The sequence below is a fragment of the Kosakonia sp. PSU_27 genome, from assembly GCF_039409795.1.
GTDB lineage: Bacteria > Pseudomonadota > Gammaproteobacteria > Enterobacterales > Enterobacteriaceae > Kosakonia.
The window spans coordinates 151,536-172,094 of the sequence record NZ_JBCIVK010000005.1 but is presented as its reverse complement, the minus strand read 5'-3'; the positions used below and the strand labels follow the sequence as shown (position 1 = coordinate 172,094).

22 protein-coding genes and 2 tRNA genes are annotated in these 20,559 nt (G+C 55.9%); 18 read left to right on the top strand and 6 right to left on the bottom strand.

Translation table 11 applies throughout. From position 1 onward, the window contains the following. Positions 1-11: 11 nt before the first annotated feature. Positions 12-1,343: an amino-acid N-acetyltransferase gene (argA, locus tag AAIG26_RS13800; RefSeq protein ID WP_020455043.1), complete on the bottom strand. Its 1,332-nt coding sequence runs from the start codon at positions 1,341-1,343 to the stop codon at positions 12-14. A 226-nt stretch (positions 1,344-1,569) separates the two neighbouring features. Here argA and amiC point away from each other — a divergent pair, with 226 nt between their 5' ends. Next, positions 1,570-2,823, top strand: coding sequence for an N-acetylmuramoyl-L-alanine amidase AmiC (amiC, locus tag AAIG26_RS13795; RefSeq protein ID WP_017457697.1), 1,254 nt, complete (start codon positions 1,570-1,572; stop codon positions 2,821-2,823). 77 nt (positions 2,824-2,900) lie between these two features. Here amiC and AAIG26_RS13790 read toward each other — a convergent pair. Both AAIG26_RS13790 and AAIG26_RS13785 read right to left on the bottom strand, forming a co-directional pair. Next, positions 2,901-2,977 (bottom strand) — tRNA-Met (locus AAIG26_RS13790). Positions 2,978-3,028: 51 nt separating this feature from the next. Further along, positions 3,029-3,105 (bottom strand) — tRNA-Met (locus AAIG26_RS13785). Between the two features lie 206 nt (positions 3,106-3,311). Here AAIG26_RS13785 and mltA point away from each other — a divergent pair. Next, positions 3,312-4,475 (top strand): murein transglycosylase A, encoded by a 1,164-nt coding sequence (gene mltA / locus AAIG26_RS13780; protein ID WP_343180750.1) that lies wholly within the window; start codon positions 3,312-3,314, stop codon positions 4,473-4,475. Between the two features lie 9 nt (positions 4,476-4,484). Then, complete coding sequence (gene tcdA, locus AAIG26_RS13775) at positions 4,485-5,297, top strand: tRNA cyclic N6-threonylcarbamoyladenosine(37) synthase TcdA (protein WP_020455040.1); 813 nt, start codon at positions 4,485-4,487, stop codon at positions 5,295-5,297. On the opposite strand, the gene csdE is transcribed toward tcdA, so the two are convergent. Both csdE and csdA read right to left on the bottom strand, forming a co-directional pair. Then, positions 5,282-5,731, bottom strand: coding sequence for a cysteine desulfurase sulfur acceptor subunit CsdE (csdE, locus tag AAIG26_RS13770; protein ID WP_343180749.1), 450 nt, complete (start codon positions 5,729-5,731; stop codon positions 5,282-5,284). The two genes, tcdA and csdE, sit on opposite strands and share 16 nt — an antisense overlap. Next, positions 5,728-6,936, bottom strand: a complete 1,209-nt coding sequence (gene csdA / locus AAIG26_RS13765) for a cysteine desulfurase CsdA (RefSeq protein WP_020455038.1) — start codon at positions 6,934-6,936, stop codon at positions 5,728-5,730. Before csdA ends, csdE begins: the two co-directional genes overlap by 4 nt. 192 nt (positions 6,937-7,128) lie before the next feature. On the opposite strand from csdA, the gene AAIG26_RS13760 reads away from it, so the two are divergent. The 4 genes from AAIG26_RS13760 to rlmM all read left to right on the top strand — a co-directional run bounded on the left by AAIG26_RS13760 (position 7,129) and on the right by rlmM (position 10,151). Continuing rightward, complete coding sequence (locus AAIG26_RS13760; RefSeq protein WP_020455037.1) at positions 7,129-7,356, top strand: YgdI/YgdR family lipoprotein; 228 nt, start codon at positions 7,129-7,131, stop codon at positions 7,354-7,356. A gap of 351 nt (positions 7,357-7,707) precedes the next feature. Continuing rightward, positions 7,708-8,622: a glycine cleavage system transcriptional regulator GcvA gene (gene gcvA, locus AAIG26_RS13755; RefSeq protein ID WP_017457703.1), complete on the top strand. Its 915-nt coding sequence runs from the start codon at positions 7,708-7,710 to the stop codon at positions 8,620-8,622. 40 nt (positions 8,623-8,662) lie between these two features. Further along, entirely contained in the window at positions 8,663-9,058 is a 396-nt protein-coding gene (locus AAIG26_RS13750; RefSeq protein WP_020455036.1) for a DUF423 domain-containing protein, read from the top strand. Beyond that, entirely contained in the window at positions 9,051-10,151 is a 1,101-nt protein-coding gene (gene rlmM / locus AAIG26_RS13745; protein WP_045514427.1) for a 23S rRNA (cytidine(2498)-2'-O)-methyltransferase RlmM, read from the top strand. The genes AAIG26_RS13750 and rlmM overlap by 8 nt, the downstream gene beginning before the upstream one ends. Before the next feature lie 114 nt (positions 10,152-10,265). Here rlmM and AAIG26_RS13740 read toward each other — a convergent pair whose 3' ends face one another. Then, entirely contained in the window at positions 10,266-11,300 is a 1,035-nt protein-coding gene (locus AAIG26_RS13740) for an aminopeptidase (RefSeq protein WP_343180747.1), read from the bottom strand. 236 nt (positions 11,301-11,536) lie between these two features. Between AAIG26_RS13740 and cysG the strand changes: the two genes are divergently transcribed. The 11 genes from cysG to AAIG26_RS13685 all read left to right on the top strand — a co-directional run bounded on the left by cysG (position 11,537) and on the right by AAIG26_RS13685 (position 20,469). Next, complete coding sequence (cysG, locus tag AAIG26_RS13735; RefSeq protein WP_343180933.1) at positions 11,537-12,952, top strand: siroheme synthase CysG; 1,416 nt, start codon at positions 11,537-11,539, stop codon at positions 12,950-12,952. A 9-nt stretch (positions 12,953-12,961) separates the two neighbouring features. Continuing rightward, positions 12,962-13,870, top strand: a complete 909-nt coding sequence (gene cysD, locus AAIG26_RS13730; RefSeq protein ID WP_017457708.1) for a sulfate adenylyltransferase subunit CysD — start codon at positions 12,962-12,964, stop codon at positions 13,868-13,870. Positions 13,871-13,879: 9 nt separating this feature from the next. After that, complete coding sequence (cysN, locus tag AAIG26_RS13725; RefSeq protein ID WP_343180745.1) at positions 13,880-15,307, top strand: sulfate adenylyltransferase subunit CysN; 1,428 nt, start codon at positions 13,880-13,882, stop codon at positions 15,305-15,307. Continuing rightward, entirely contained in the window at positions 15,307-15,912 is a 606-nt protein-coding gene (gene cysC, locus AAIG26_RS13720; RefSeq protein ID WP_020455031.1) for an adenylyl-sulfate kinase, read from the top strand. Before cysN ends, cysC begins: the two co-directional genes overlap by 1 nt. A 110-nt stretch (positions 15,913-16,022) precedes the next feature. Continuing rightward, positions 16,023-16,352, top strand: a complete 330-nt coding sequence (locus AAIG26_RS13715; RefSeq protein ID WP_020455030.1) for a DUF3561 family protein — start codon at positions 16,023-16,025, stop codon at positions 16,350-16,352. A 161-nt stretch (positions 16,353-16,513) separates the two neighbouring features. Next, complete coding sequence (gene ftsB, locus AAIG26_RS13710; RefSeq protein WP_313626096.1) at positions 16,514-16,852, top strand: cell division protein FtsB; 339 nt, start codon at positions 16,514-16,516, stop codon at positions 16,850-16,852. Between the two features lie 19 nt (positions 16,853-16,871). Beyond that, positions 16,872-17,582: a 2-C-methyl-D-erythritol 4-phosphate cytidylyltransferase gene (gene ispD / locus AAIG26_RS13705; RefSeq protein ID WP_193821089.1), complete on the top strand. Its 711-nt coding sequence runs from the start codon at positions 16,872-16,874 to the stop codon at positions 17,580-17,582. Further along, positions 17,582-18,061 (top strand): 2-C-methyl-D-erythritol 2,4-cyclodiphosphate synthase, encoded by a 480-nt coding sequence (gene ispF, locus AAIG26_RS13700; protein WP_017457714.1) that lies wholly within the window; start codon positions 17,582-17,584, stop codon positions 18,059-18,061. The genes ispD and ispF overlap by 1 nt, the downstream gene beginning before the upstream one ends. Beyond that, the gene (gene truD / locus AAIG26_RS13695) at positions 18,058-19,107 is read left to right on the top strand and encodes a tRNA pseudouridine(13) synthase TruD (RefSeq protein ID WP_343180744.1); all 1,050 of its coding nucleotides are present in this window, start codon (positions 18,058-18,060) and stop codon (positions 19,105-19,107) included. Before ispF ends, truD begins: the two co-directional genes overlap by 4 nt. Further along, complete coding sequence (gene surE / locus AAIG26_RS13690; protein WP_044489474.1) at positions 19,088-19,849, top strand: 5'/3'-nucleotidase SurE; 762 nt, start codon at positions 19,088-19,090, stop codon at positions 19,847-19,849. The genes truD and surE overlap by 20 nt, the downstream gene beginning before the upstream one ends. Then, positions 19,843-20,469: a protein-L-isoaspartate(D-aspartate) O-methyltransferase gene (locus AAIG26_RS13685; RefSeq protein WP_020455026.1), complete on the top strand. Its 627-nt coding sequence runs from the start codon at positions 19,843-19,845 to the stop codon at positions 20,467-20,469. The genes surE and AAIG26_RS13685 overlap by 7 nt, the downstream gene beginning before the upstream one ends. Positions 20,470-20,559: the final 90 nt, after the last annotated feature.

Genomic DNA, 20,559 nt, shown 5'->3' with positions numbered 1-20,559 from the left:
GGGGCGAAAGCTCAGGTGAGATCGGCCATCAGCACTTTTGACCGGCGCTGGTAGTTGTACATCTCTTTTTTGGTTTCCGGCAGGGAATCAATATCCACTGGCGTGAAACCGCGCTCCTGGAACCAGTGAATGCTGCGGGTGGTCAGCACAAACAGTTTGCTCAACCCCATTTGCTTCGCCTGAGCGGCAATGCGCTCCAGCAGCACTTCGCCGCGCGATGAGCTGCGGTAATCGGGATGAACCGCGACACAGGCCATCTCCCCAATTTTCTCTTCCGGGAAAGGGTAAAGCGCCGCACAGGCGATGGTCAGGTTATCGCGCTCGATGATCGTGAACTTGTCGATCTCCATCTCCAGTTGTTCGCGCGAGCGGCGTACCAGGATCCCTTGCTGTTCCAGCGGGCGGATAAGTTCCAGGATCCCGCCGATATCGTTGATAGTGGCGCGGCGGATCTGCTCGGCGCTTTCCATCACAATTTGCGTACCGATACCGTCGCGTGAGAAGAGTTCCTGCAACAGCGCGCCGTCTTCCTGGTAGCTGATTAAATGGCTGCGGCGCACACCGCTGCGGCAGGCTTTGACCGCGCCACGCAGGAAACGTACGGTGCCGGAGTGGTAATCGCCACGTGCTTCCAGCGTCTCGACGCGCGCCTGCGCTTCATTTGGGAACAGCTCAGAAACAATTTCGCCTTCATCATTCATCACACCTTGCGACGAACAAAATCCGATCATCTTTTCCGCTTTCAGTTTGATCGCAAGCTGAGTGGCAATCTCTTCCGAGGTCAGATTAAAACTTTCGCCAGTGACCGAAACTGCCACCGGCCCCATCAGCACAATCGCGCCGCTGGCAAGCTGGCGGTTAATCGCCTCTTCATCAATACGACGAATACGGCCGCTGTGGCAGTAGTCGACACCATCATCCACGCCCAGAGGCTGAGAGATAATAAAATTGCCGCTAACGACATTAATATGCGCGCCTTGGAGCGGCGTATTGTTGAGGCTCATCGACAAACGTGCGGTGATATCCAGTTGCAACAACCCGGCGGCTTGCTTAACCAGCTCAAGGGTTTTCGCGTCGGTAACGCGGGTATGTTTGTGGTAAATCGGCTCATGGTTGTGTTCGGCGAGATTCGCGTCGATCTGCGGACGCGCGCCGTAGACCACCACCAGCCGGATACCCAGGCTATGAAGCAGGCCGATGTCATTGACAATACTGGAAAAGTTTTCATGCTCAATGGCTTCACCGCCGAGCATAATGACAAATGTCTTGCCACGGTGGGCATTAATATAGGGAACGGAGTGGCGAAATCCCTGCACCAGTTCGGTTCTACGCTCTTTTACCACGGCCTGTCCTCAATGCATGATTATTCGTAAATTGTGTATTTTTATTCTTTTCTGCCGCCGCGTGCAAGTGCAAATTTTGCTGTCGTATAACAAATGTTCCTCGCCGCAGCCCGCGGGCAGACATATGTTTACCCTTTAATAGATGACAGTTTATGCATCATTCGTTAAAGTTTTCCGTCAATTTTGACGAATATTATTACGTAGATAAAAATTGCTCGGGAGAAGCATGTCGGGAAGTCAATCAGCGCTGAGCCGCCGCAGATTTTTAAAAGGCGCGGGGGCCATGTGGTTATTAAGCGTGAGCCAAATTGGTTTGGCCGCAGTCAGCCAGGTGGTGGCGGTTCGCGTCTGGCCAGCGTCAAGCTATACGCGCGTGACGGTGGAATCGAACCATGTCGTCAAATATAAGCAGTTCGCGTTGAGTAATCCCGACCGGCTGGTGGTGGATCTTGAAGGTGTGCATCTGAACTCCGTGTTAAAAGGCATGGGCGCGCAGATCCGTGGCGACGATCCTTATATCAAATCCGCGCGGGTAGGGCAGTTCGATCCGCAGACCGTGCGCATGGTGTTTGAGCTGAAACAGGACGTGAAGCCGCAGCTGTTCGCGCTGGCGCCGGTGGCCGGTTTTAAAGAACGTCTGGTGATGGATCTCTACCCGGCCAATGCGAAAGATGTGCAGGACCCGCTGCTGGCGCTGCTTGAAGAGTACAACAAAGGCGATCTTGAGCAGCAGGTGCCGCCCGCAGAGAGCGGCCCGAAGCCGGGGAAAGCCGGGCGTGACAGGCCAATTGTGATCATGCTCGATCCTGGTCACGGCGGTGAAGATCCGGGGGCGATGGGGAAATATCGCACCCGGGAAAAAGATGTGGTGCTGCAAATCGCGCGTCGGCTGCATGCGCTGATCGAGAAAGAGAGCAATATGAAAGCCTATATGACGCGCAACGAGGATGTGTTTATTCCGTTGAAAGTGCGCGTAGCCAAGGCGCAGAAACAGCGCGCTGACCTGTTTGTGTCGATTCACGCTGATGCTTTCAGCAGCCGCCAGCCGAGCGGTTCTTCTGTCTTTGCGCTGTCGACCAAAGGGGCGACCAGTACCGCCGCGAAATATCTGGCGGAAACGCAGAACGCGTCCGACTTAATCGGTGGGGTGAGCAAGAGCGGCGATCGCTATCTGGATCACACCATGTTCGATATGGTGCAGTCGTTAACCATTAACGACAGCCTGAAGTTTGGCAAAGCGGTGCTCAATAAACTTGGCAATATTAATAACCTGCATAAAAACCAGGTTGAACAGGCCGGCTTCGCGGTGCTGAAAGCGCCGGACATTCCGTCAATTCTGGTGGAGACCGCGTTTATCAGTAACGTGGAAGAGGAGCGTAAGCTGAAGACGGCGAAATTCCAGCAGGAAGTGGCAGAGTCGATTCTGGCAGGGATTAAAGCCTACTTCGCGGATGGCGCGACGCTGGCGAGAAGGGGATAACAGAGTGGCGCTGAACAGCGCCATTTTTTTTGCGAACCACAGAAACAAAAAAACACCCGTTAAGGTGTTTATTGTGTTGGTTGCGGGGGCCGGATTTGAACCGACGACCTTCGGGTTATGAGCCCGACGAGCTACCAGGCTGCTCCACCCCGCGTCCGTCTTGTTTACACTTCCGTCATGTAAACTTTTTTCTTCACATTTTAATTGGTTGCGGGGGCCGGATTTGAACCGACGACCTTCGGGTTATGAGCCCGACGAGCTACCAGGCTGCTCCACCCCGCGTCCGTGGATGCGCACTATACTCTGCAAACGTTTTGATGCAACCTTTTTTTTGCCTGGATCGCATAATTGGCGGGATTATGTGTAAAAACAACACAATCCGTTTATTTTTTGCACTAAATTAGCGTCGGGTAGTGATAGCGCATTTCATTAGCGGGTGGGGTTTGTTATCTTCACCCCGCTCCGGGTTAATCAGAAGATGAGAGATAATGAAAGGACGTTGGGTTAAGTTCGCACTCACAGGCGCAATGGTGGCAATTCTCGCGGCCTGCTCTTCAAAACCGACCGATCGCGGTCAACAGTATAAAGACGGAAAATTTTCCCAGCCTTTTTCCCTGGTCAATCAACCTGACGCCGTAGGGGCGCCAATCAACGCCGGAGATTTCTCCGAACAGGTTAATCAAATTCGCAGCGCCTCGCCGCGCCTCTACGGCAGCCAGAGCGGCGTCTATAACGCTATTCAGTCGTGGCTGATGTCCGGCGGCGATACGCGTAATTTGCGCCAGTTTGGCCTCGACGCCTGGCAAATGGAAGGCACGGATAACTATGGCAACGTGCAATTCACCGGTTACTACACGCCAGTTGTGCAGGCGCGCCATACCCGCCAGGGCGAGTTCCAGTACCCCATCTACCGTATGCCGCCTAAACGCGGTCGCTTGCCATCCCGCGCGGAAATCTACGCCGGTGCGCTCAGTGACAGTTATGTGCTGGCCTACAGCAACTCGCTGATGGACAACTTCATTATGGATGTGCAGGGCAGCGGCTATATCGATTTTGGCGACGGCAGCCCGCTTAACTTCTTCAGCTATGCCGGGAAAAACGGCCACGCTTACCGCAGCATCGGCAAAGTGCTGATCGATCGTGGTGAAGTGAAGCGCGAAGATATGTCGATGCAGGCGATTCGCGAATGGGGCGAAAAACACAGTGAAGCGGAAGTTCGCGCGTTGCTGGAAGAGAACGCCTCGTTCGTCTTCTTTAAACCGCAATCCTGGGCACCGGTAAAAGGTGCCAGCGCGGTGCCGTTGATTGGCCGTGCGTCTGTCGCTTCCGACCGGTCGATTATTCCGCCGGGCACGACGCTGCTGGCGGAAGTGCCGCAGCTTGATAACAACGGCAAGTTCAACGGTAAATATGAGCTGCGCCTGATGGTGGCGCTTGATGTTGGTGGCGCAATCAAAGGCCAGCACTTCGATATTTATCAGGGCATTGGCCCGGATGCGGGTCATCGCGCCGGATGGTACAACCATTATGGCCGCGTCTGGGTGTTGAAAACCGCCCCGGAACCGGCGCTGGCGGCGGCGTGTTCAGCGGCTGAGTGTGCTACACTCGCACCCTCTTCCGGCTCCGGAAGAGGGTCTTTCGTTTCATCTTGAGGTTTGTTTATGTCAGCAGTAATCAGTGACGCCTGGCGCCAGCGCTTTGGCGGCACCGCGCGGTTGTATGGTGAAAAAGCGCTGCAGTGGTTTGCCGACGCGCATATCTGCGTGGTGGGCATTGGCGGTGTCGGCTCGTGGGCGGCAGAAGCGCTGGCGCGCACCGGTATTGGTGCGATCACGCTGATTGATATGGATGATGTCTGCGTGACGAACACCAACCGGCAAATCCACGCGCTGCGTGAAAATGTGGGGCTGGCGAAAGCCGAGGTGATGGCGGAGCGTATTCGCCAGATAAACCCGGAGTGCCTGGTGACGGTGGTTGATGATTTTGTCACTGCCGATAACGTCGCACAGTTAATGAACCGTGATTACAGCTATGTGATTGATGCGATTGATAGCGTGCGCCCAAAAGCGGCGCTCATTGCTTACTGCCGACGCAATAAGATCCCGCTGGTAACGACCGGTGGCGCAGGTGGGCAGATCGATCCGACCCAGATCCAGGTGAGCGATCTGGCGAAAACCATTCAGGATCCGCTGGCGGCGAAACTGCGCGAGCGCTTAAAAAGCGATTTTGGCGTAGTCAAGAACAGCAAAGGCAAGCTGGGCGTGGATTGCGTGTTTTCCACCGAAGCGCTGGTTTACCCGCAGGCGGATGGCTCGGTGTGTGCGATGAAAAGCACGGCGGAAGGGCCAAAACGCATGGATTGCGCCGCCGGTTTCGGTGCGGCGACCATGGTGACCGCGACGTTTGGCTTTATCGCGGTCTCCCATGCTCTGAAAAAACTGATGGCGAAGGCGGAACGTCAGGCCAGCGCCTGACGGGCTGCTTCCTGCACGGCGGCGGCCAGCGCCGCCAGCCCCTGGCTACGTGACGCGCTAAGCTGGGCGCGTAAGCCCAGCTCATCAAACAGCGCCAGCGGATCGTTTTCCACCAGCGTTTGCGGGGTTTTGCCTTCTACGGCGGTAAGCAGGACTGCCAGCAACCCGCGTACGATGCGGCCTTCACTGTCGCCAAAAAAGTGCATTTTTCCGTCCACGCCGAGCGTGGAACCCAGCCAGACACGATTTTCACAGCCGGGAATTTCCCGCGCCTGCGCTTTTAATTCGTCCGTCGCCGCAGGCAGTTGTTTGCCGAGCAGGATCAACTGGCGGTACTTCTCTTCCCACTGGTTAAGTGCGCTAAATGTCTGGCACAGCGTCTCTTCGGTTATCACCGTGCCGAACGGATGTCCGGCAAAAGCTGGGCTGGTCATGCATCCCCCAGAATGTCGAGTGCGCGATCAACAGCGACTATCAGCGCATCAACATCGTGTTGCGTATTGTATGGGGCAAATGAAGCGCGCAGCGTACCACTGACCCCCAGTGCCGCTAGCAATGGTTGCGCGCAGTGTTGCCCGGCGCGCAGCGCGATACCGTAACCGGCAAGGAGCGTCACCATATCGCTGTGGTGAATGCCGTCGAAATCGAAAGCCAACAGGCTGGAATCCTGGCAGCGGAAAGAACGGAAACCCGGACGCTGCGCCAGTTGCTCCTCCGCAAGCGTGGCTAACCCACGGCTGTAGCTCTCCGCCTGGACAATATCCATCGTGTCCAGCCACTCAAGCGCGGCGCTTAAACCAATCACCCCTGCGACGTTAGGCGTCCCGGCTTCCAGCTTGTACGGCACCGGTTGCGTGGTGAAGCCATCAAACGTCACTTCGGTAATCATCTTGCCGCCGCCGAGCCACGGTGTCATTTCATTGAGCAGTTCCGCTTTGCCGTACAGCGCACCGATGCCATTTGGTCCATACAGCTTGTGGCCAGAGAAGGCGTAAAAATCGATATCCAGACGCTGAACGTTCGCCGGGAAATGCACCACGCCTTGTGCGCCGTCAACCACCACGATCATGCCTGCCGCATGCGCCAGGGTAATGGCGCGTTCCAGATCCGGGCAGCCACCGGTGACGTTGGACATCTGTCCGAGCGCCAGAATCCGGCTACGTGGAGTAATTAATTGTGGTAACTGCGCGATATCCGGTAAGTGGTCGGCCCCCAGCGGTAATTTCACCACTTTTGCGCCGGTCTGCTGCGCGACCATCAGCCACGGCACCAGGTTCGCGTGGTGTTCCGCTTCACTGACGAGGATTTCATCCCCGGCTTGCAGACGCGGGCGGGCGTAGCATTGCGCGACCATATTAATGGCTTCTGTGGTGCCGCGCGTCCAGACGATATTTTTCCCGGAGGGCGCGTTAAGGAGGGCGGCAACCTGTTCGCGCGCCGCTTCATAACGGGCGGTGAGCTGTTGCGCCTGCGCGAACTGGCTGCGATGCACGTTGCCAGCGCTCAGGCTGTAGAACTGTTGCGTGGCGTCAATCACGGCTTGCGGCTTCAGGGCGGTAGCGGCGCTGTCGAGATAGACGCCCGCATCGGCAAGCGCCGGAAACTGCGCGCGAAAGTGCGCTGGGTTAAATGCGTTCATGCGATTCCTCATCTAATTACTCAGATCGTCGCGCAATTTTTCGGTCGTAGCAAGGCAGTTGATAACCATCGGAATTGTCTGTTTGTCCTGGCAGAGTCCGGTAAGCAGGTTATGCTGAATAGTGTTAGTTAATCGTTCGAGACTCTTCCGTGAAGAGTATTTCACAGCATTAATTGCCAGAAGGAGAAGAAGATGAAAAAGGCTGCCGCAATTATTTCTGCATGTGCTTTTGCTTTTGCCCTGAGCGCTTGTTCCAGCCCGAACTATGCATTACACACCAACGATGGTCGTACGATTATTTCGGAAGGTAAACCGAAAACCGACGATCAGACCGGCATGATCTCTTATAAAGACGCCAACGGTAATGAGCAACAGATCAACCGTACCGACGTTAAAGAGATGGTCGCGCTGGATAAATAACCCTGATTTCAGGTAAAAAAAAGCACCGCAATCTTGCGGTGCTACATTAATCACTATGGACAGACAGGGTAAATGTACAGGAAGTGAAAAAGGGGTAGCGTCGCTACCGGGGTCTGAATAGCAGACCAAATTGCAAACACAACAACACAACATCACAACCGTAAGCCAAAAGCCCTTCAGAACACACATTCCAAAAAAAGCTTCTCGTTCCGGCTCAGGAAGTGCCGCCACTATAGGTATTTGCTGGTAGAAGCTCAACGGACAATTTATAATGGCTCAGATAAAAAAAACTAATAGGTTAAACACTGTTTCCTGTTTGTTAAATTGCCTTTACATCTAAGCCTGATAACCATGTCCAAGCGATTACCACCACTAAATGCATTACGTGTTTTTGATGCCGCTGCCCGCCATCTGAGTTTTACGCGCGCCGCCGATGAGCTTTTTGTGACGCAGGCCGCAGTAAGCCACCAAATCAAGTCTCTCGAGGATTTTCTCGGGCTGAAACTGTTCCGTCGACGCAACCGTTCGCTGCTGCTTACCGAGGAAGGCCAGAGTTATTTTCAGGATATCAAAGAGATATTTTCCCAGCTCAATGAGGCCACGCGAAAACTACAAGCACGCAGTGCAAAAGGCGCGCTCACTGTTAGTTTATTGCCCAGTTTTGCCATTCAATGGTTGGTGCCGAGGCTCTCTAGCTTTAACTCAGCTTATCCGGGAATCGACGTGCGCATCCAGGCGGTTGACCGCGAAGAGGACAAACTGGCGGACGATGTCGACGTGGCGATTTTTTACGGTCGCGGCAACTGGCCTGGGCTGCGTGTTGAAAAATTGTACGCAGAATACTTGCTACCCGTCTGCTCGCCATTATTACTCACTGGCGATAAAGCATTGAAAAAGCCTGAAGATCTGGCGCATCACACCTTGCTGCATGACGCTTCCCGGCGCGACTGGCAAACTTATACGCGCCAGTTAGGTCTTAATCTTAATGTTCAGCAGGGACCTATTTTCAGCCACAGCTCTATGGTGCTGCAGGCCGCTATCCACGGACAGGGGATCGCACTGGCCAACAATGTAATGGCGCAGTCCGAAATTGAGGCAGGTCGTCTGGTCTGCCCGTTTAATGATGTTCTGGTCAGTAAGAACGCGTTTTATCTGGTTTGTCATGACAGCCAGGCAGAACTGGGTAAAATAGCCGCCTTTCGTCAGTGGATCCTGGCAAAAGCGGCCAGCGAACAGGAAAAGTTCCGTTTCCGTTACGAACAATAATTCGCGCGCGTATGGCGCGTATGACTTTTAGGGTACTCACATGACCAGCCGTTTTATGCTGATTTTTGCCGCGGTAAGCGGTTTTGTGTTTGTCGCGCTGGGCGCTTTCGGCGCGCACGTGTTACGTAAATCTTTGGGCGTGGTGGAGATGAGTTGGATCCAGACCGGGCTCGAATATCAGGCGTTCCACACGCTCGCGGTGCTTGGGCTGGCGGTGGCGATGCAGCGCCGCATCAGCATCTGGTTTTACTGGAGCAGCGTTTTTTTGGCGTTCGGCACCGTGTTGTTTAGCGGCAGCCTTTATTGCCTGGCGCTCTCACATTTACGCCTGTGGGCGTTTGTTACGCCGGTCGGTGGCGTCTGTTTTCTCATCGGCTGGGCATTAATGTTAGTTGGCGCAATTCGTCTGAAACGTAGGGGCGTTGTTCATGAATAAAGTGGTATTGCTGTGCCGCCCGGGTTTTGAGAAAGAGTGCGCAGCAGAAATTACCGATAAAGCCGGTCGCCTTGAGGTGTTCGGTTTCGCGCGTGTGAAAGAGAACGCGGGTTACGTTGTGTTTGAATGCTACCAGCAAGACGACGCCGACAAACTGGCGCGCGAGCTGCCGTTCAGTTCGCTGATTTTTGCCCGCCAGATGTTTGTCGTCGGCGAGCTGCTGCGCGACTTACCGCAGGAAGATCGCATTACGCCGATCGTCGGCATGCTGCAGGGCGTCGTGGATAAAGGCGGCGATTTGCGTGTGGAAGTGGCCGATACCAACGAAAGCAAAGAGCTGATGAAGTTCTGCCGCAAGTTTACCGTTCCGCTGCGCAGCGCGCTGCGTGAAGCGGGCATCCTGGCGCGTAGTGATTCAGCGAAGCGTCCGGTCGTTCACGTGTTTTTTATTGCGCCGGGTTGTTGCTACACCGGTTATTCGTACTCCTTTAACAACTCGCCGTTCTATATGGGCATCCCGCGCCTGAAGTTTCCGTCCGATGCGCCAAGCCGTTCAACGTTGAAACTGGAAGAGGCGTTTCACGTTTTTATTCCGGCAGATGAGTGGGACGAGCGCCTGGCAAATGGAATGTACGCGGTGGATCTCGGTGCATGCCCTGGCGGTTGGACCTATCAGCTGGTGAAACGCAACATGTGGGTAGCGTCGGTGGATAACGGCCCGATGGCGCAAAGCCTGATGGATACCGGCCAGGTGACCTGGCTGCGTGAAGATGGTTTCCGCTATCGACCGAACCGCAACAACATCTCATGGATGGTGTGCGACATGGTGGAGAAACCGGCGAAAGTCGCCGCGCTGATGGCGCAGTGGCTGACTAATGGCTGGTGCCGGGAAACCATTTTCAACCTCAAGCTGCCGATGAAAAAGCGTTACGAAGAGGTGTCGAACAACCTGGCGTATATTCAGGCGCAACTGGATGAGCATAACGTTGCCGCGCAGATTCAGGCGCGGCAGCTCTATCATGACCGTGAAGAAGTGACGGTACATGTGCGCAGAATGTGGGCTGCGGTAGGCGGGCGACGCGACGAACGCTAGCCGCCGGTTGATCACTTCTGCTGAACCCGGAAGTGTGCAAAAATCTTTTCGTTTCGGTTTTTGCACACCGGTCGGGTTCGGGGGAGTTGCAAGATAACACCAGCCATGCTGGCGTTAATTTTTGGTGGTTTTCGCCAGTTCGCTCACCAGCGGCAGCATGATGCGCACCACGTCGCGGCTGCGGCGCTCAATGCGTCCCGGCAATGCCTGATCGATATACTGCTGGTTATCCAGCCGGGCATTATGGAGGCTTACGCCTTCCGGGAAGGTTTTGGATTTGGCGCGCTGCTGGTTGCCGTCTTTCAGACCCAGAGACCAGTTTGTCGCTTCCACCGACAGCACCGGAATAGAGGCCTGATCAAACACCTGCGCATCATTAGCGCTGTGGTTGCTTTTGGTGGCTGTGACCGGGGCGCTCAGCGCCTGAATGCCGTGCGAACGGGCAATGGCCAGTGCCCGATCCCGCGTCAGTTTGCGCACTGAAGCCGGGGTGTTTTTCCCGCTGCTAAAGTAGAGCTTGTCGCCGACGATCAGGTTATTCATATTGATCACCAGCAGCGTATTTTTGCGCTCTTTTTCGCTCATTCGCGCAAGATAACTCTCTGCGCCAAGCTGGCCTTCCTCTTCGCCGCTGGTGGCGACAAAACGAATACCGTATTGCGTTGGCGTCTGCTTCAGCGCTTGCGCCAGTTCCAGCATCACGCCTACAGCCGCCGCGTTATCATCTATACCCTGCAGCGTTAAACCGCCGAGGTTATTGTCGACATCCGCATCGCTGCGCGGTGCGTAGGTATCGAGGTGCGCCATAATAATGATCTGCTGCGGCAGTTTGCCTTCATGCGCGGCAATCACCGTGCTGCCGGTAACGTTTTGCCAGTTCTGCTGGTTATCTTTCGCCGTATAGCGGTAACGGGTTTTGAATTTACGGATATCGCTCTGGTAGCCCATTTGTTCAAATTGTTGCTGAACGTAATCCGCAGAGAGCATTTCAGCGGGGGTGCCGGTCATTCGTCCCGGGAACAGGGTGGCAATGTGACGAGCCTGCTCAGTTGCAAAGTCGCCGGGTTGAGAGGTCCGGGCAGAAACCGGGAGGATAAAGCATACGCCGAGCGCCAGGGCAGCGGTACGGAGGCGCAATGCGGAAAACATAGGGAGTCCTTTAAGCAGCAGAATTTTTACCGCGCTTAGTATGAAACTGTGACCCGCTTTACACAATTTCATTTCTTCTTAACCTTCCGAAAATGTTGATGTTAAGCACTTTTTGATATTTGCTTTGCACAAGCGTTATTCCTTTGAGGAACTACTCATTCCAATTCGTAATTTCATTCGTTCTAAACCGCCCCCTATAGTCCCTCTATTGCTGGCCTTGAGTGAGTTACCGCGTTGTGGATTACCTGCCGTTATTTGCTGCTGTAAAAGACCGCCCCGTTTTAGTGATTGGCGGCGGCGAAATCGCCGCGCGCAAGATTGCTTTTTTGCGTCGCGCTGGCGCACATGTGCAGGTAGTGGCGCAACGGCTGGAGCCGCAGTTGCAGCAACTTGCCGATGCGCAATCTCTTCACTGGCTGGCTACCGAGTTTGACGAATCACAGCTGGACGCGGTTTTCCTGGTAATTGCCGCGACCAACGATTCGGCGCTGAACCGCCGGGTGTTTGACGCCGCCAATGCGCGTCATCGGCTGGTGAATGTTGTCGATGACCAACCGCTGTGCTCCTTTATTTTCCCGTCGATTGTGGATCGTTCACCGTTACTGGTTGCCATCTCTTCTGGCGGTAACGCGCCGGTGCTGGCGCGGTTACTGCGTGAAAAGATTGAAGCGCTGCTGCCGGGTAATCTCGGGCGCATGGCGGAAGTTGCCGGGCGCTGGCGGACACGCATCAAGGCGTTTCGTCGTACTACCGATGAGCGGCGTCGTTTTTGGGAAACGGCTTTTCGCGGGCGTTTTGCCAGCCTGATGGCGGCGGGCGACGAACCGGCAGCGGAAAAAGCGCTGGAAGCAGAGTTAGCGCAACCGGGTTCCGGGGGCGGTGAAATCATTCTTGTTGGTGCCGGGCCAGGCGATGCCGGATTGCTGACGTTGCGGGGTTTGCAGGTTATCCAGCAGGCAGACGTCGTGTTTTATGACCACCTCGTGAGTGATGCGGTGCTGGAACTGGTGCGGCGGGACGCAGAGAAAATCTGCGTTGGCAAACGCGCTGGTTCGCACGCGGTGGCGCAGCATGATACCAACCGCATGTTGGTGGACGCGGCGCGCGAGGGGAGAACGGTGGTGCGCCTGAAAGGTGGCGATCCGTTTATCTTTGGACGCGGCGGCGAAGAGCTGCAGGCGGCGGCTGTAGCGGGCATTCCCTTCCAGGTGGTGCCGGGCGTTACGGCAGCATCGGGTGCGACAGCCTATGCCGGCATCCCGCTGACGCACCGGGATTTTGCCCAGAGCGTTACTTTTGTTACCGGCCATTATAAAGCCGACAGCGCGCCGTTTGACTGGTCGCAACTGGCGCAGAGCCGCCAGACGCTGGCGATTTATATGGGCACGATGAAGGCAGCCGAAATCAGCGAACAGTTGATTACCCACGGGCGGGACAAAACCACGCCGGTAGCGGTGATTTCCCGCGGTACGCGCGTGGATCAACACGTTGCTACCGGCACATTAGAACAACTTGAGGAACTGGCGAAAGCCGCACCGATGCCTGCCCTGCTGGTGGTGGGCGAGGTGGTCGGGCTGCATCGCGAACTCGCCTGGTTCCGGCATACGACAGCGACGGAGGCGTTCGGCGCCGCCGTGATTAATCTGGCTTAAGGAATGGTTATGGATCAAAAACGACTCACTCACCTGCGACAACTGGAGGCGGAAAGCATCCATATTATCCGCGAAGTGGCCGCCGAATTTTCCAACCCGGTGATGATGTACTCCATCGGCAAAGATTCCAGCGTGATGCTGCATCTGGCACGCAAAGCCTTCTACCCAGGTACGCTGCCGTTTCCGCTGCTGCACGTGGATACCGGCTGGAAATTCCGTGAGATGTACGAATTCCGTGACCGTACCGCAAAGGCCTATGGCTGTGAGTTGCTGGTGCATAAAAACCCGGAAGGGGTGGCGATGGGCATTAACCCGTTCGTACACGGCAGCGCCAAACACACTGATATCATGAAAACCGAAGGGTTGAAGCAGGCGCTGAACAAGTACGGTTTTGATGCGGCATTTGGCGGCGCGCGGCGTGACGAAGAGAAATCGCGTGCCAAAGAGCGCATTTACTCCTTCCGCGATCGCTTCCACCGCTGGGATCCGAAAAACCAGCGCCCGGAGCTGTGGCACAACTACAACGGCCAGATCAACAAAGGCGAAAGTATTCGCGTGTTCCCGCTCTCTAACTGGACCGAGCTGGATATCTGGCAGTATATCTTCCTGGAAAATATCGACATCGTTCCGTTGTACCTGGCGGCGGAACGCCCGGTGCTTGAGCGCGACGGCATGCTGATGATGATCGACGATGACCGTATCGATCTGCAGCCGGGTGAAGTGATCGAAAAACGGATGGTGCGTTTCCGTACGCTTGGCTGCTGGCCGCTGACCGGCGCGGTGGAATCAAACGCGCAAACGCTGCCGGAGATTATCGAAGAGATGCTGGTTTCAACGACCAGTGAACGTCAGGGGCGCGTAATTGACCGCGACCAGGCCGGCTCCATGGAGCTGAAAAAACGTCAGGGATACTTCTAAGGAGCCGCCATGAACACCACGATTGCACAACAGATTGCCAATGAAGGCGGCGTCGAAGCGTATCTGCATGCCCAGCAGCACAAAAGCCTGCTGCGCTTTTTAACCTGCGGCAGCGTTGATGACGGCAAAAGTACGCTGATTGGCCGACTGCTGCATGATACCCGCCAGATCTACGAAGATCAGCTCTCCACGCTGCACAACGACAGCAAACGGCACGGCACCCAGGGCGAAAAGCTCGACCTTGCGCTGCTGGTTGATGGCCTGCAAGCGGAGCGCGAACAGGGCATTACCATTGATGTGGCGTATCGCTATTTCTCTACCGAAAAACGCAAATTTATCATTGCCGACACGCCAGGGCATGAGCAGTACACCCGAAATATGGCGACCGGCGCGTCGACCTGCGATCTGGCGATTTTGCTGATCGATGCGCGCAAAGGCGTGCTGGATCAAACCCGCCGCCACAGCTTCATCTCCACGCTGCTTGGCATTAAACACCTGGTCGTGGCCGTCAATAAAATGGACCTGGTAGACTTCAGCGAAGAGACGTTCGACAACATTCGTCAGGATTACCTGACTTTTGCCGGGCAACTGCCGGGCAACCTCGATATCCGCTTTGTGCCGCTGTCGGCGCTCGAAGGAGATAACGTTGCCAGCCAGAGCGGGAAAATGCCGTGGTACAGCGGCCCGACGCTGCTGGAAATGCTGGAAACTGTTGAAATCCAGCGCGTGGTGGATACGCAACCGATGCGCTTCCCGGTGCAGTACGTTAACCGCCCGAACCTCGATTTCCGTGGTTTCTCCGGCACGCTCGCCTCTGGTGTGGTGAAAGTTGGTCAGCGCATCAAAGTGCTGCCGTCTGGCGTCGAATCGACTATCGCCCGCATCGTGACGTTTGACGGTGATTTACAGGAAGCCGCAGCGGGTGAAGCGATCACGCTGGTGCTGAAAGATGAGATCGATATCAGCCGTGGCGACTTGATTCTGGATGCACAGGAAACGCTGCCTGCCGTGCAGGGCGCATCGCTGGATGTGGTGTGGATGGCGGAACAGCCGTTGCAGCCAGGCCAGAGCTATGACATCAAAGTGGCAGGCAAAAAAACGCGCGCCCGTGTGGATGGCATCCACTACCAGGTGGACATCAATAACCTGACGCAGCGCCAGGTGGATACGCTGCCGCTTAACGGTATTGGGCTGGTGGATCTGACGTTTGACGAGCCGCTGACGCTGGATGCATATCAGCAGAACCCGGTGACCGGCGGCATTATCTTTATCGATCGCCTGAGTAACGTGACCGTTGGCGCAGGAATGGTGCGTGACGTTCATATTCAGCAGCAGGCCACTACATCCGGGTTCAGCGCATTCGAACTGGAACTGAATCAGCTTATTCGTAAGCACTTCCCGCACTGGGGCGCACGCGATCTGCTGGGGGGCAAGTAATGGCGCAGCATGACGAAAACGTCGTCTGGCACGCGCATCCGGTGACGCCTGATGCGCGTGAGCAACTTCACGGTCACCGTGGGGTTGTGCTGTGGTTTACCGGCCTTTCCGGTTCGGGGAAATCGACCGTCGCGGGGGCGCTGGAAGAGGCGCTGCACCGCGCGGGTGTCAGCACCTATTTGCTGGATGGCGACAATGTGCGCCACGGGCTGTGCAGCGATTTAGGCTTTAGCGACGCCGATCGTAAAGAGAATATCCGCCGCGTGGGCGAAGTGGCTAAATTGATGGTTGAAGCCGGTCTGGTCGTGCTCACCGCCTTTATTTCGCCGCACCGCGCCGAGCGGCAAATGGTGCGCGAGCGCCTGGGAGCAGGGCGCTTTATCGAGGTGTTTGTTGATACGCCGCTGGAGATCTGCGAAGCGCGCGATCCTAAGGGATTGTATAAGAAAGCGCGTGCGGGTGAACTTCGCAACTTCACCGGCATTGATTCGGTATACGAAGCGCCGCAATCGCCGGAAGTGCATCTGGACGGCGAACAATTGGTAACAAATTTGGTCAGCCAATTATTAGACCTCCTCCGGCAGGGCGATATTATCAGATCCTGAGACGGTACTGGCGATACACGCCATCTTCAGGTTTCCCGGCGTTAATGTTGGCGCCGCCTGAACGAGGGTGTGTATTTCCGTTACCGGTCGTACAGGCAACAGGATCAGATATGCGCAACAGTCAGAACATCACCATTCCACGGTCGCAGTCGATGACGACCACCACCGATGAAGCCACAACATGGTCGTTCCCTGGAGCGGTTGTGGGCTTTGTCGCATGGCTGCTGGCGCTCGGCATCCCGTTCATGATTTACGGCTCCAATACGCTGTTTTTCTTTCTCTACACCTGGCCTTTTTTTCTCGCCCTGATGCCCGTATCCGTTGTGGTCGGCATTGCGCTGCATTCGCTCCTCGATGGCAAGCTGGTTTACAGCAGCGTGGCGACACTGTTGACGGTAATCGCCATGTTCGGCGTGCTGTTTATGTGGCTGATGGGGTAACGCAATCCCTACGTCAAACCGTAACGCTCATTAAGGCAATGTGTCCGGCTACGGATCGACAGACATTTATGGTAAAGTCTGGCGCTTGTGCGGCATCACCCGGCTGGAGTGGAGTCTGACGAAAAGTTATGGGATGATGATGCCGTTTTTCAGGGGGCAGGATGGGTAAACTAACGCTGCTATTGCTGGCTTTGCTGGTCTGGCTACAGTATTCGCTGTGGTTCGGCAAGAATGGTCTGCATGATTACGGCCGCGTCAGCGAAGATGTGGCGGCACAGCAGGCGACAAACGCCAAATTAAAATCGCGTAACGATCAGCTTTTCGCCGAAATTGACGATCTCAATGGTGGCCAGGAAGCGATTGAGGAACGCGCTCGCAACGAATTAACCATGACGAAGCCGGGCGAAACATTTTATCGTCTGGTGCCGGACGCCTCCAGGCGCGCGTCGGGCTCAGCGCAAAACACGCAAAATACACAAAATACGCAGAACAGACCTTAAATAATCCCGGACTCACGACATGTCAGCAATGATCCCGGACGTCTGTGCCGTGGTGCCGGCCGCCGGATTTGGCCGCCGCATGCAAACGGAATGTCCTAAGCAGTATCTCTCCATCGGTGATAAAACCATTCTTGAGCACGCGGTCGCCGCGTTGCTCGCCCATCCGCGCGTTAGTCGCGTGATTATCGCGGTCAGCCCTGGCGATGAACGTTTCGCGCAATTACCCCTTGCCAGCCATCCGCAAATCACCGTGGTAAACGGTGGCGCAGAGCGTGCGGATTCTGTGCTGGCGGGCCTGAAGGCCGCCTCGGGCGCGCAGTGGGTGCTGGTGCACGATGCCGCACGGCCTTGCCTGCATCAGGATGATTTAAACCGCCTGCTGGCGCTGAGTGAAACCAGCCGCGTGGGCGGAATTCTTGCCGCCCCGGTGCGTGACACCATGAAGCGCGCCGAACCCGGTAAAACCGCGATTGCTCACACTGTTGAGCGCAACGATTTATGGCATGCGCTAACGCCGCAGTTTTTCCCGCTGCCGCTGCTGCACGACTGCCTGACCCGCGCGCTGAACGAAGGCGCTGTCATTACTGATGAAGCCTCAGCACTGGAGTATTGTGGTTTTCACCCGGAGCTGGTCGCCGGACGCGCGGATAATATTAAAGTCACCCGACCCGAAGATTTACGACTTGCAGAATTTTACTTGACCCATGCAGACCTCCAGGAGAAAGCATAATGCGCATTGGACACGGTTTTGACGTACACGCCTTTGGAGGCGTTGGCCCGATTATCATTGGCGGTGTGCGCATTCCCTTCGAAAAAGGCCTGCTGGCTCACTCTGATGGCGATGTGGCGCTGCATGCGTTGACCGACGCGCTGCTGGGCGCGGCGGCGCTTGGCGATATCGGCAAATTGTTCCCGGACACCGATCCGGCGTTCAAAGGAGCAGACAGCCGCGAGCTGCTGCGTGAAGCCTGGCGGCGCATTCAGGCGAAAGGCTATACGCTTGGCAATGTCGATGTCACCATCATCGCTCAGGCACCGAAAATGCTGCCGCATATTCCGCAGATGCGCGTGTTTATCGCTGAAGATCTCGGTTGCCATATGGATGATGTCAACGTCAAAGCCACCACTACCGAGAAACTGGGCTTTACCGGCCGCGGCGAAGGTATCGCTTGTGAAGCGGTGGCGTTGCTGGTGAAGGCGGCAAAATGACAGATTTTGAGAACCTGACATTTTTGCACGGCAAACCGGTGGCAAGCGGCGTTCTGAAAGCCAATCCGGAAGATTTCGTGGTGGTGGAAGATCTTGGCTTTGAGCCTGATGGCGAAGGCGAGCATATTCTGGTGCGCATCCTGAAAAATGGCTGCAACACGCGTTTTGTCGCTGATGCGCTGGCCAAATTCCTTAAAATCCATGCGCGTGAAGTGAGCTTTGCCGGGCAAAAAGATAAACACGCTGTCACTGAGCAGTGGCTGTGTGCCCGCGTACCGGGTAACGCGATGCCCGATCTCAGCGCCTTTCAGCTTGAAGGCTGCAAAGTGCTGGAGTATGCACGTCACAAGCGCAAACTGCGCCTCGGTGCGCTGCAGGGCAATGCGTTTACGCTGGTACTGCGCGAAATCAGCGACCGTGCGGACGTTGACGCGCGTTTGCAGGCCATCGTGGAGAAAGGTGTTCCGAATTATTTCGGCGCTCAGCGCTTTGGCATCGGCGGCAGCAACCTGCAAGGCGCGCTTCGCTGGGCGCAGAGCGATGCGCCGGTGCGCGACCGTAACAAGCGCAGTTTTTGGTTGTCGGCGGCGCGCAGCGCGTTGTTTAATCAAATCGTCAGCGAGCGGTTGAAAAAAACAGACTTTAATCAAGTTGTTGACGGCGATGCGCTACAATTAGCGGGGCGCGGCAGCTGGTTTGTTGCAACCCGTGAAGAGCAGGCGGAACTGCAAACGCGCGTTGAGGCGAAAACGCTGATGATTACCGCGTCGCTGCCAGGCAGCGGTGAGTGGGGCACACAGCGTGACGCGCTGGCGTTTGAACAACAGGCGGTTGCGGATGCGCCGCAGCTACAGGCGCTGCTGGTGCGGGAGAAAGTCGAAGCAGCGCGCCGCGCGATGCTGCTCTACCCGCAAAAATTGAGCTGGAACTGGTGGGATGACGTCACCGTCGAATTACGGTTCTGGCTTCCGGCGGGCAGCTTTGCCACCAGTGTCGTCAGGGAACTTATCAACACATCGGGTGATTATGCGAATATTGCTGAGTAACGATGACGGGATCCACGCGCCGGGTATCCAGACGCTGGCAAAGGCTCTTAGAGAGTTTGCCGACGTTCAGGTCGTCGCTCCCGATCGTAACCGCAGCGGCGCGTCTAATTCACTGACGCTTGAATCCTCGCTTCGTACTTTTACGTTTGAAAACGGCGATATCGCCGTCCAGATGGGCACACCGACCGATTGCGTTTACCTGGGCGTAAATGCGCTGATGCGCCCGCGCCCGGATGTGGTGGTGTCTGGTATTAATGCCGGGCCGAACCTTGGCGATGATGTTATCTACTCCGGTACGGTTGCCGCTGCGATGGAGGGGAGACACCTGGGATTCCCGGCGCTGGCGGTGTCGCTTAACGGCCATACGCATTATGATACTGCCGCAGCGGTCACCTGTTCCCTCTTACGCGCGTTAAGCCGCGAACCGCTGCGAACGGGCCGTATTTTGAATATTAACGTCCCGGATCTGCCGCTGGATGAGATCAAAGGCATTCGCGTTACGCGTTGTGGTAGCCGCCATCCGGCGGATCAGGTGATTCCACAGCAAGATCCGCGCGGTAACACGCTGTACTGGATTGGCCCGCCCGGTGAGAAATGCGATGCCGGGCCGGATACTGATTTCGCCGCCGTTGATGAAGGCTATGTTTCCGTGACGCCGCTACATGTAGATTTAACCGCTTACAGCGCGCATGATGTGGTGTCGGGTTGGTTGGATCGTGCCGGGGTGAACAGGCAATGGTAAGCAAACGCGTACAAGATCTTCTCAATCAATTACGCGCGCAGGGCATCAAAAACGAGCAGGTGCTTGAGGCGTTGTCACAAGTGCCGCGCGAGAAATTTATTGACGAGGCGTTTGAACACAAAGCGTGGGATAACGTCGCGTTGCCTATTGGCCAAGGGCAAACCATTTCGCAGCCTTACATGGTGGCGCGAATGACCGAGCTGCTGGAGCTGACGCCAGCCTCGCGGGTGCTGGAAATTGGCACCGGTTCGGGGTATCAGACCGCGATTCTGGCGCGCCTGGTGCATCATGTTTGCTCGGTTGAACGCATCAAAGGGTTGCAATGGCAGGCGCGTCGTCGCCTGAAGCAGCTTGATTTACATAATGTTTCTACGCGTCATGGTGATGGCTGGCTGGGGTGGCAGGCTCGTGCGCCGTTTGACGCCATTATCGTGACCGCTGCACCGCCGGAAATCCCGGCTGCGCTGATGTCGCAGCTTGATGACGGCGGTATTCTCGTTTTGCCCGTGGGCGATGAACTCCAGCATTTAAAGCGGGTTCGTCGACGGGGAAGCGAATTCATTATCGATACCGTTGAAGCCGTACGCTTTGTGCCGCTGGTGAAAGGCGAACTGGCCTGAGAAACAGAGTTTTCCTAGGTTTTTCAGGCAATAACAGCGTATGGTGAGCACATTTGCCGTAAACGTTCACGGTTATCTTTAAGTCATTGG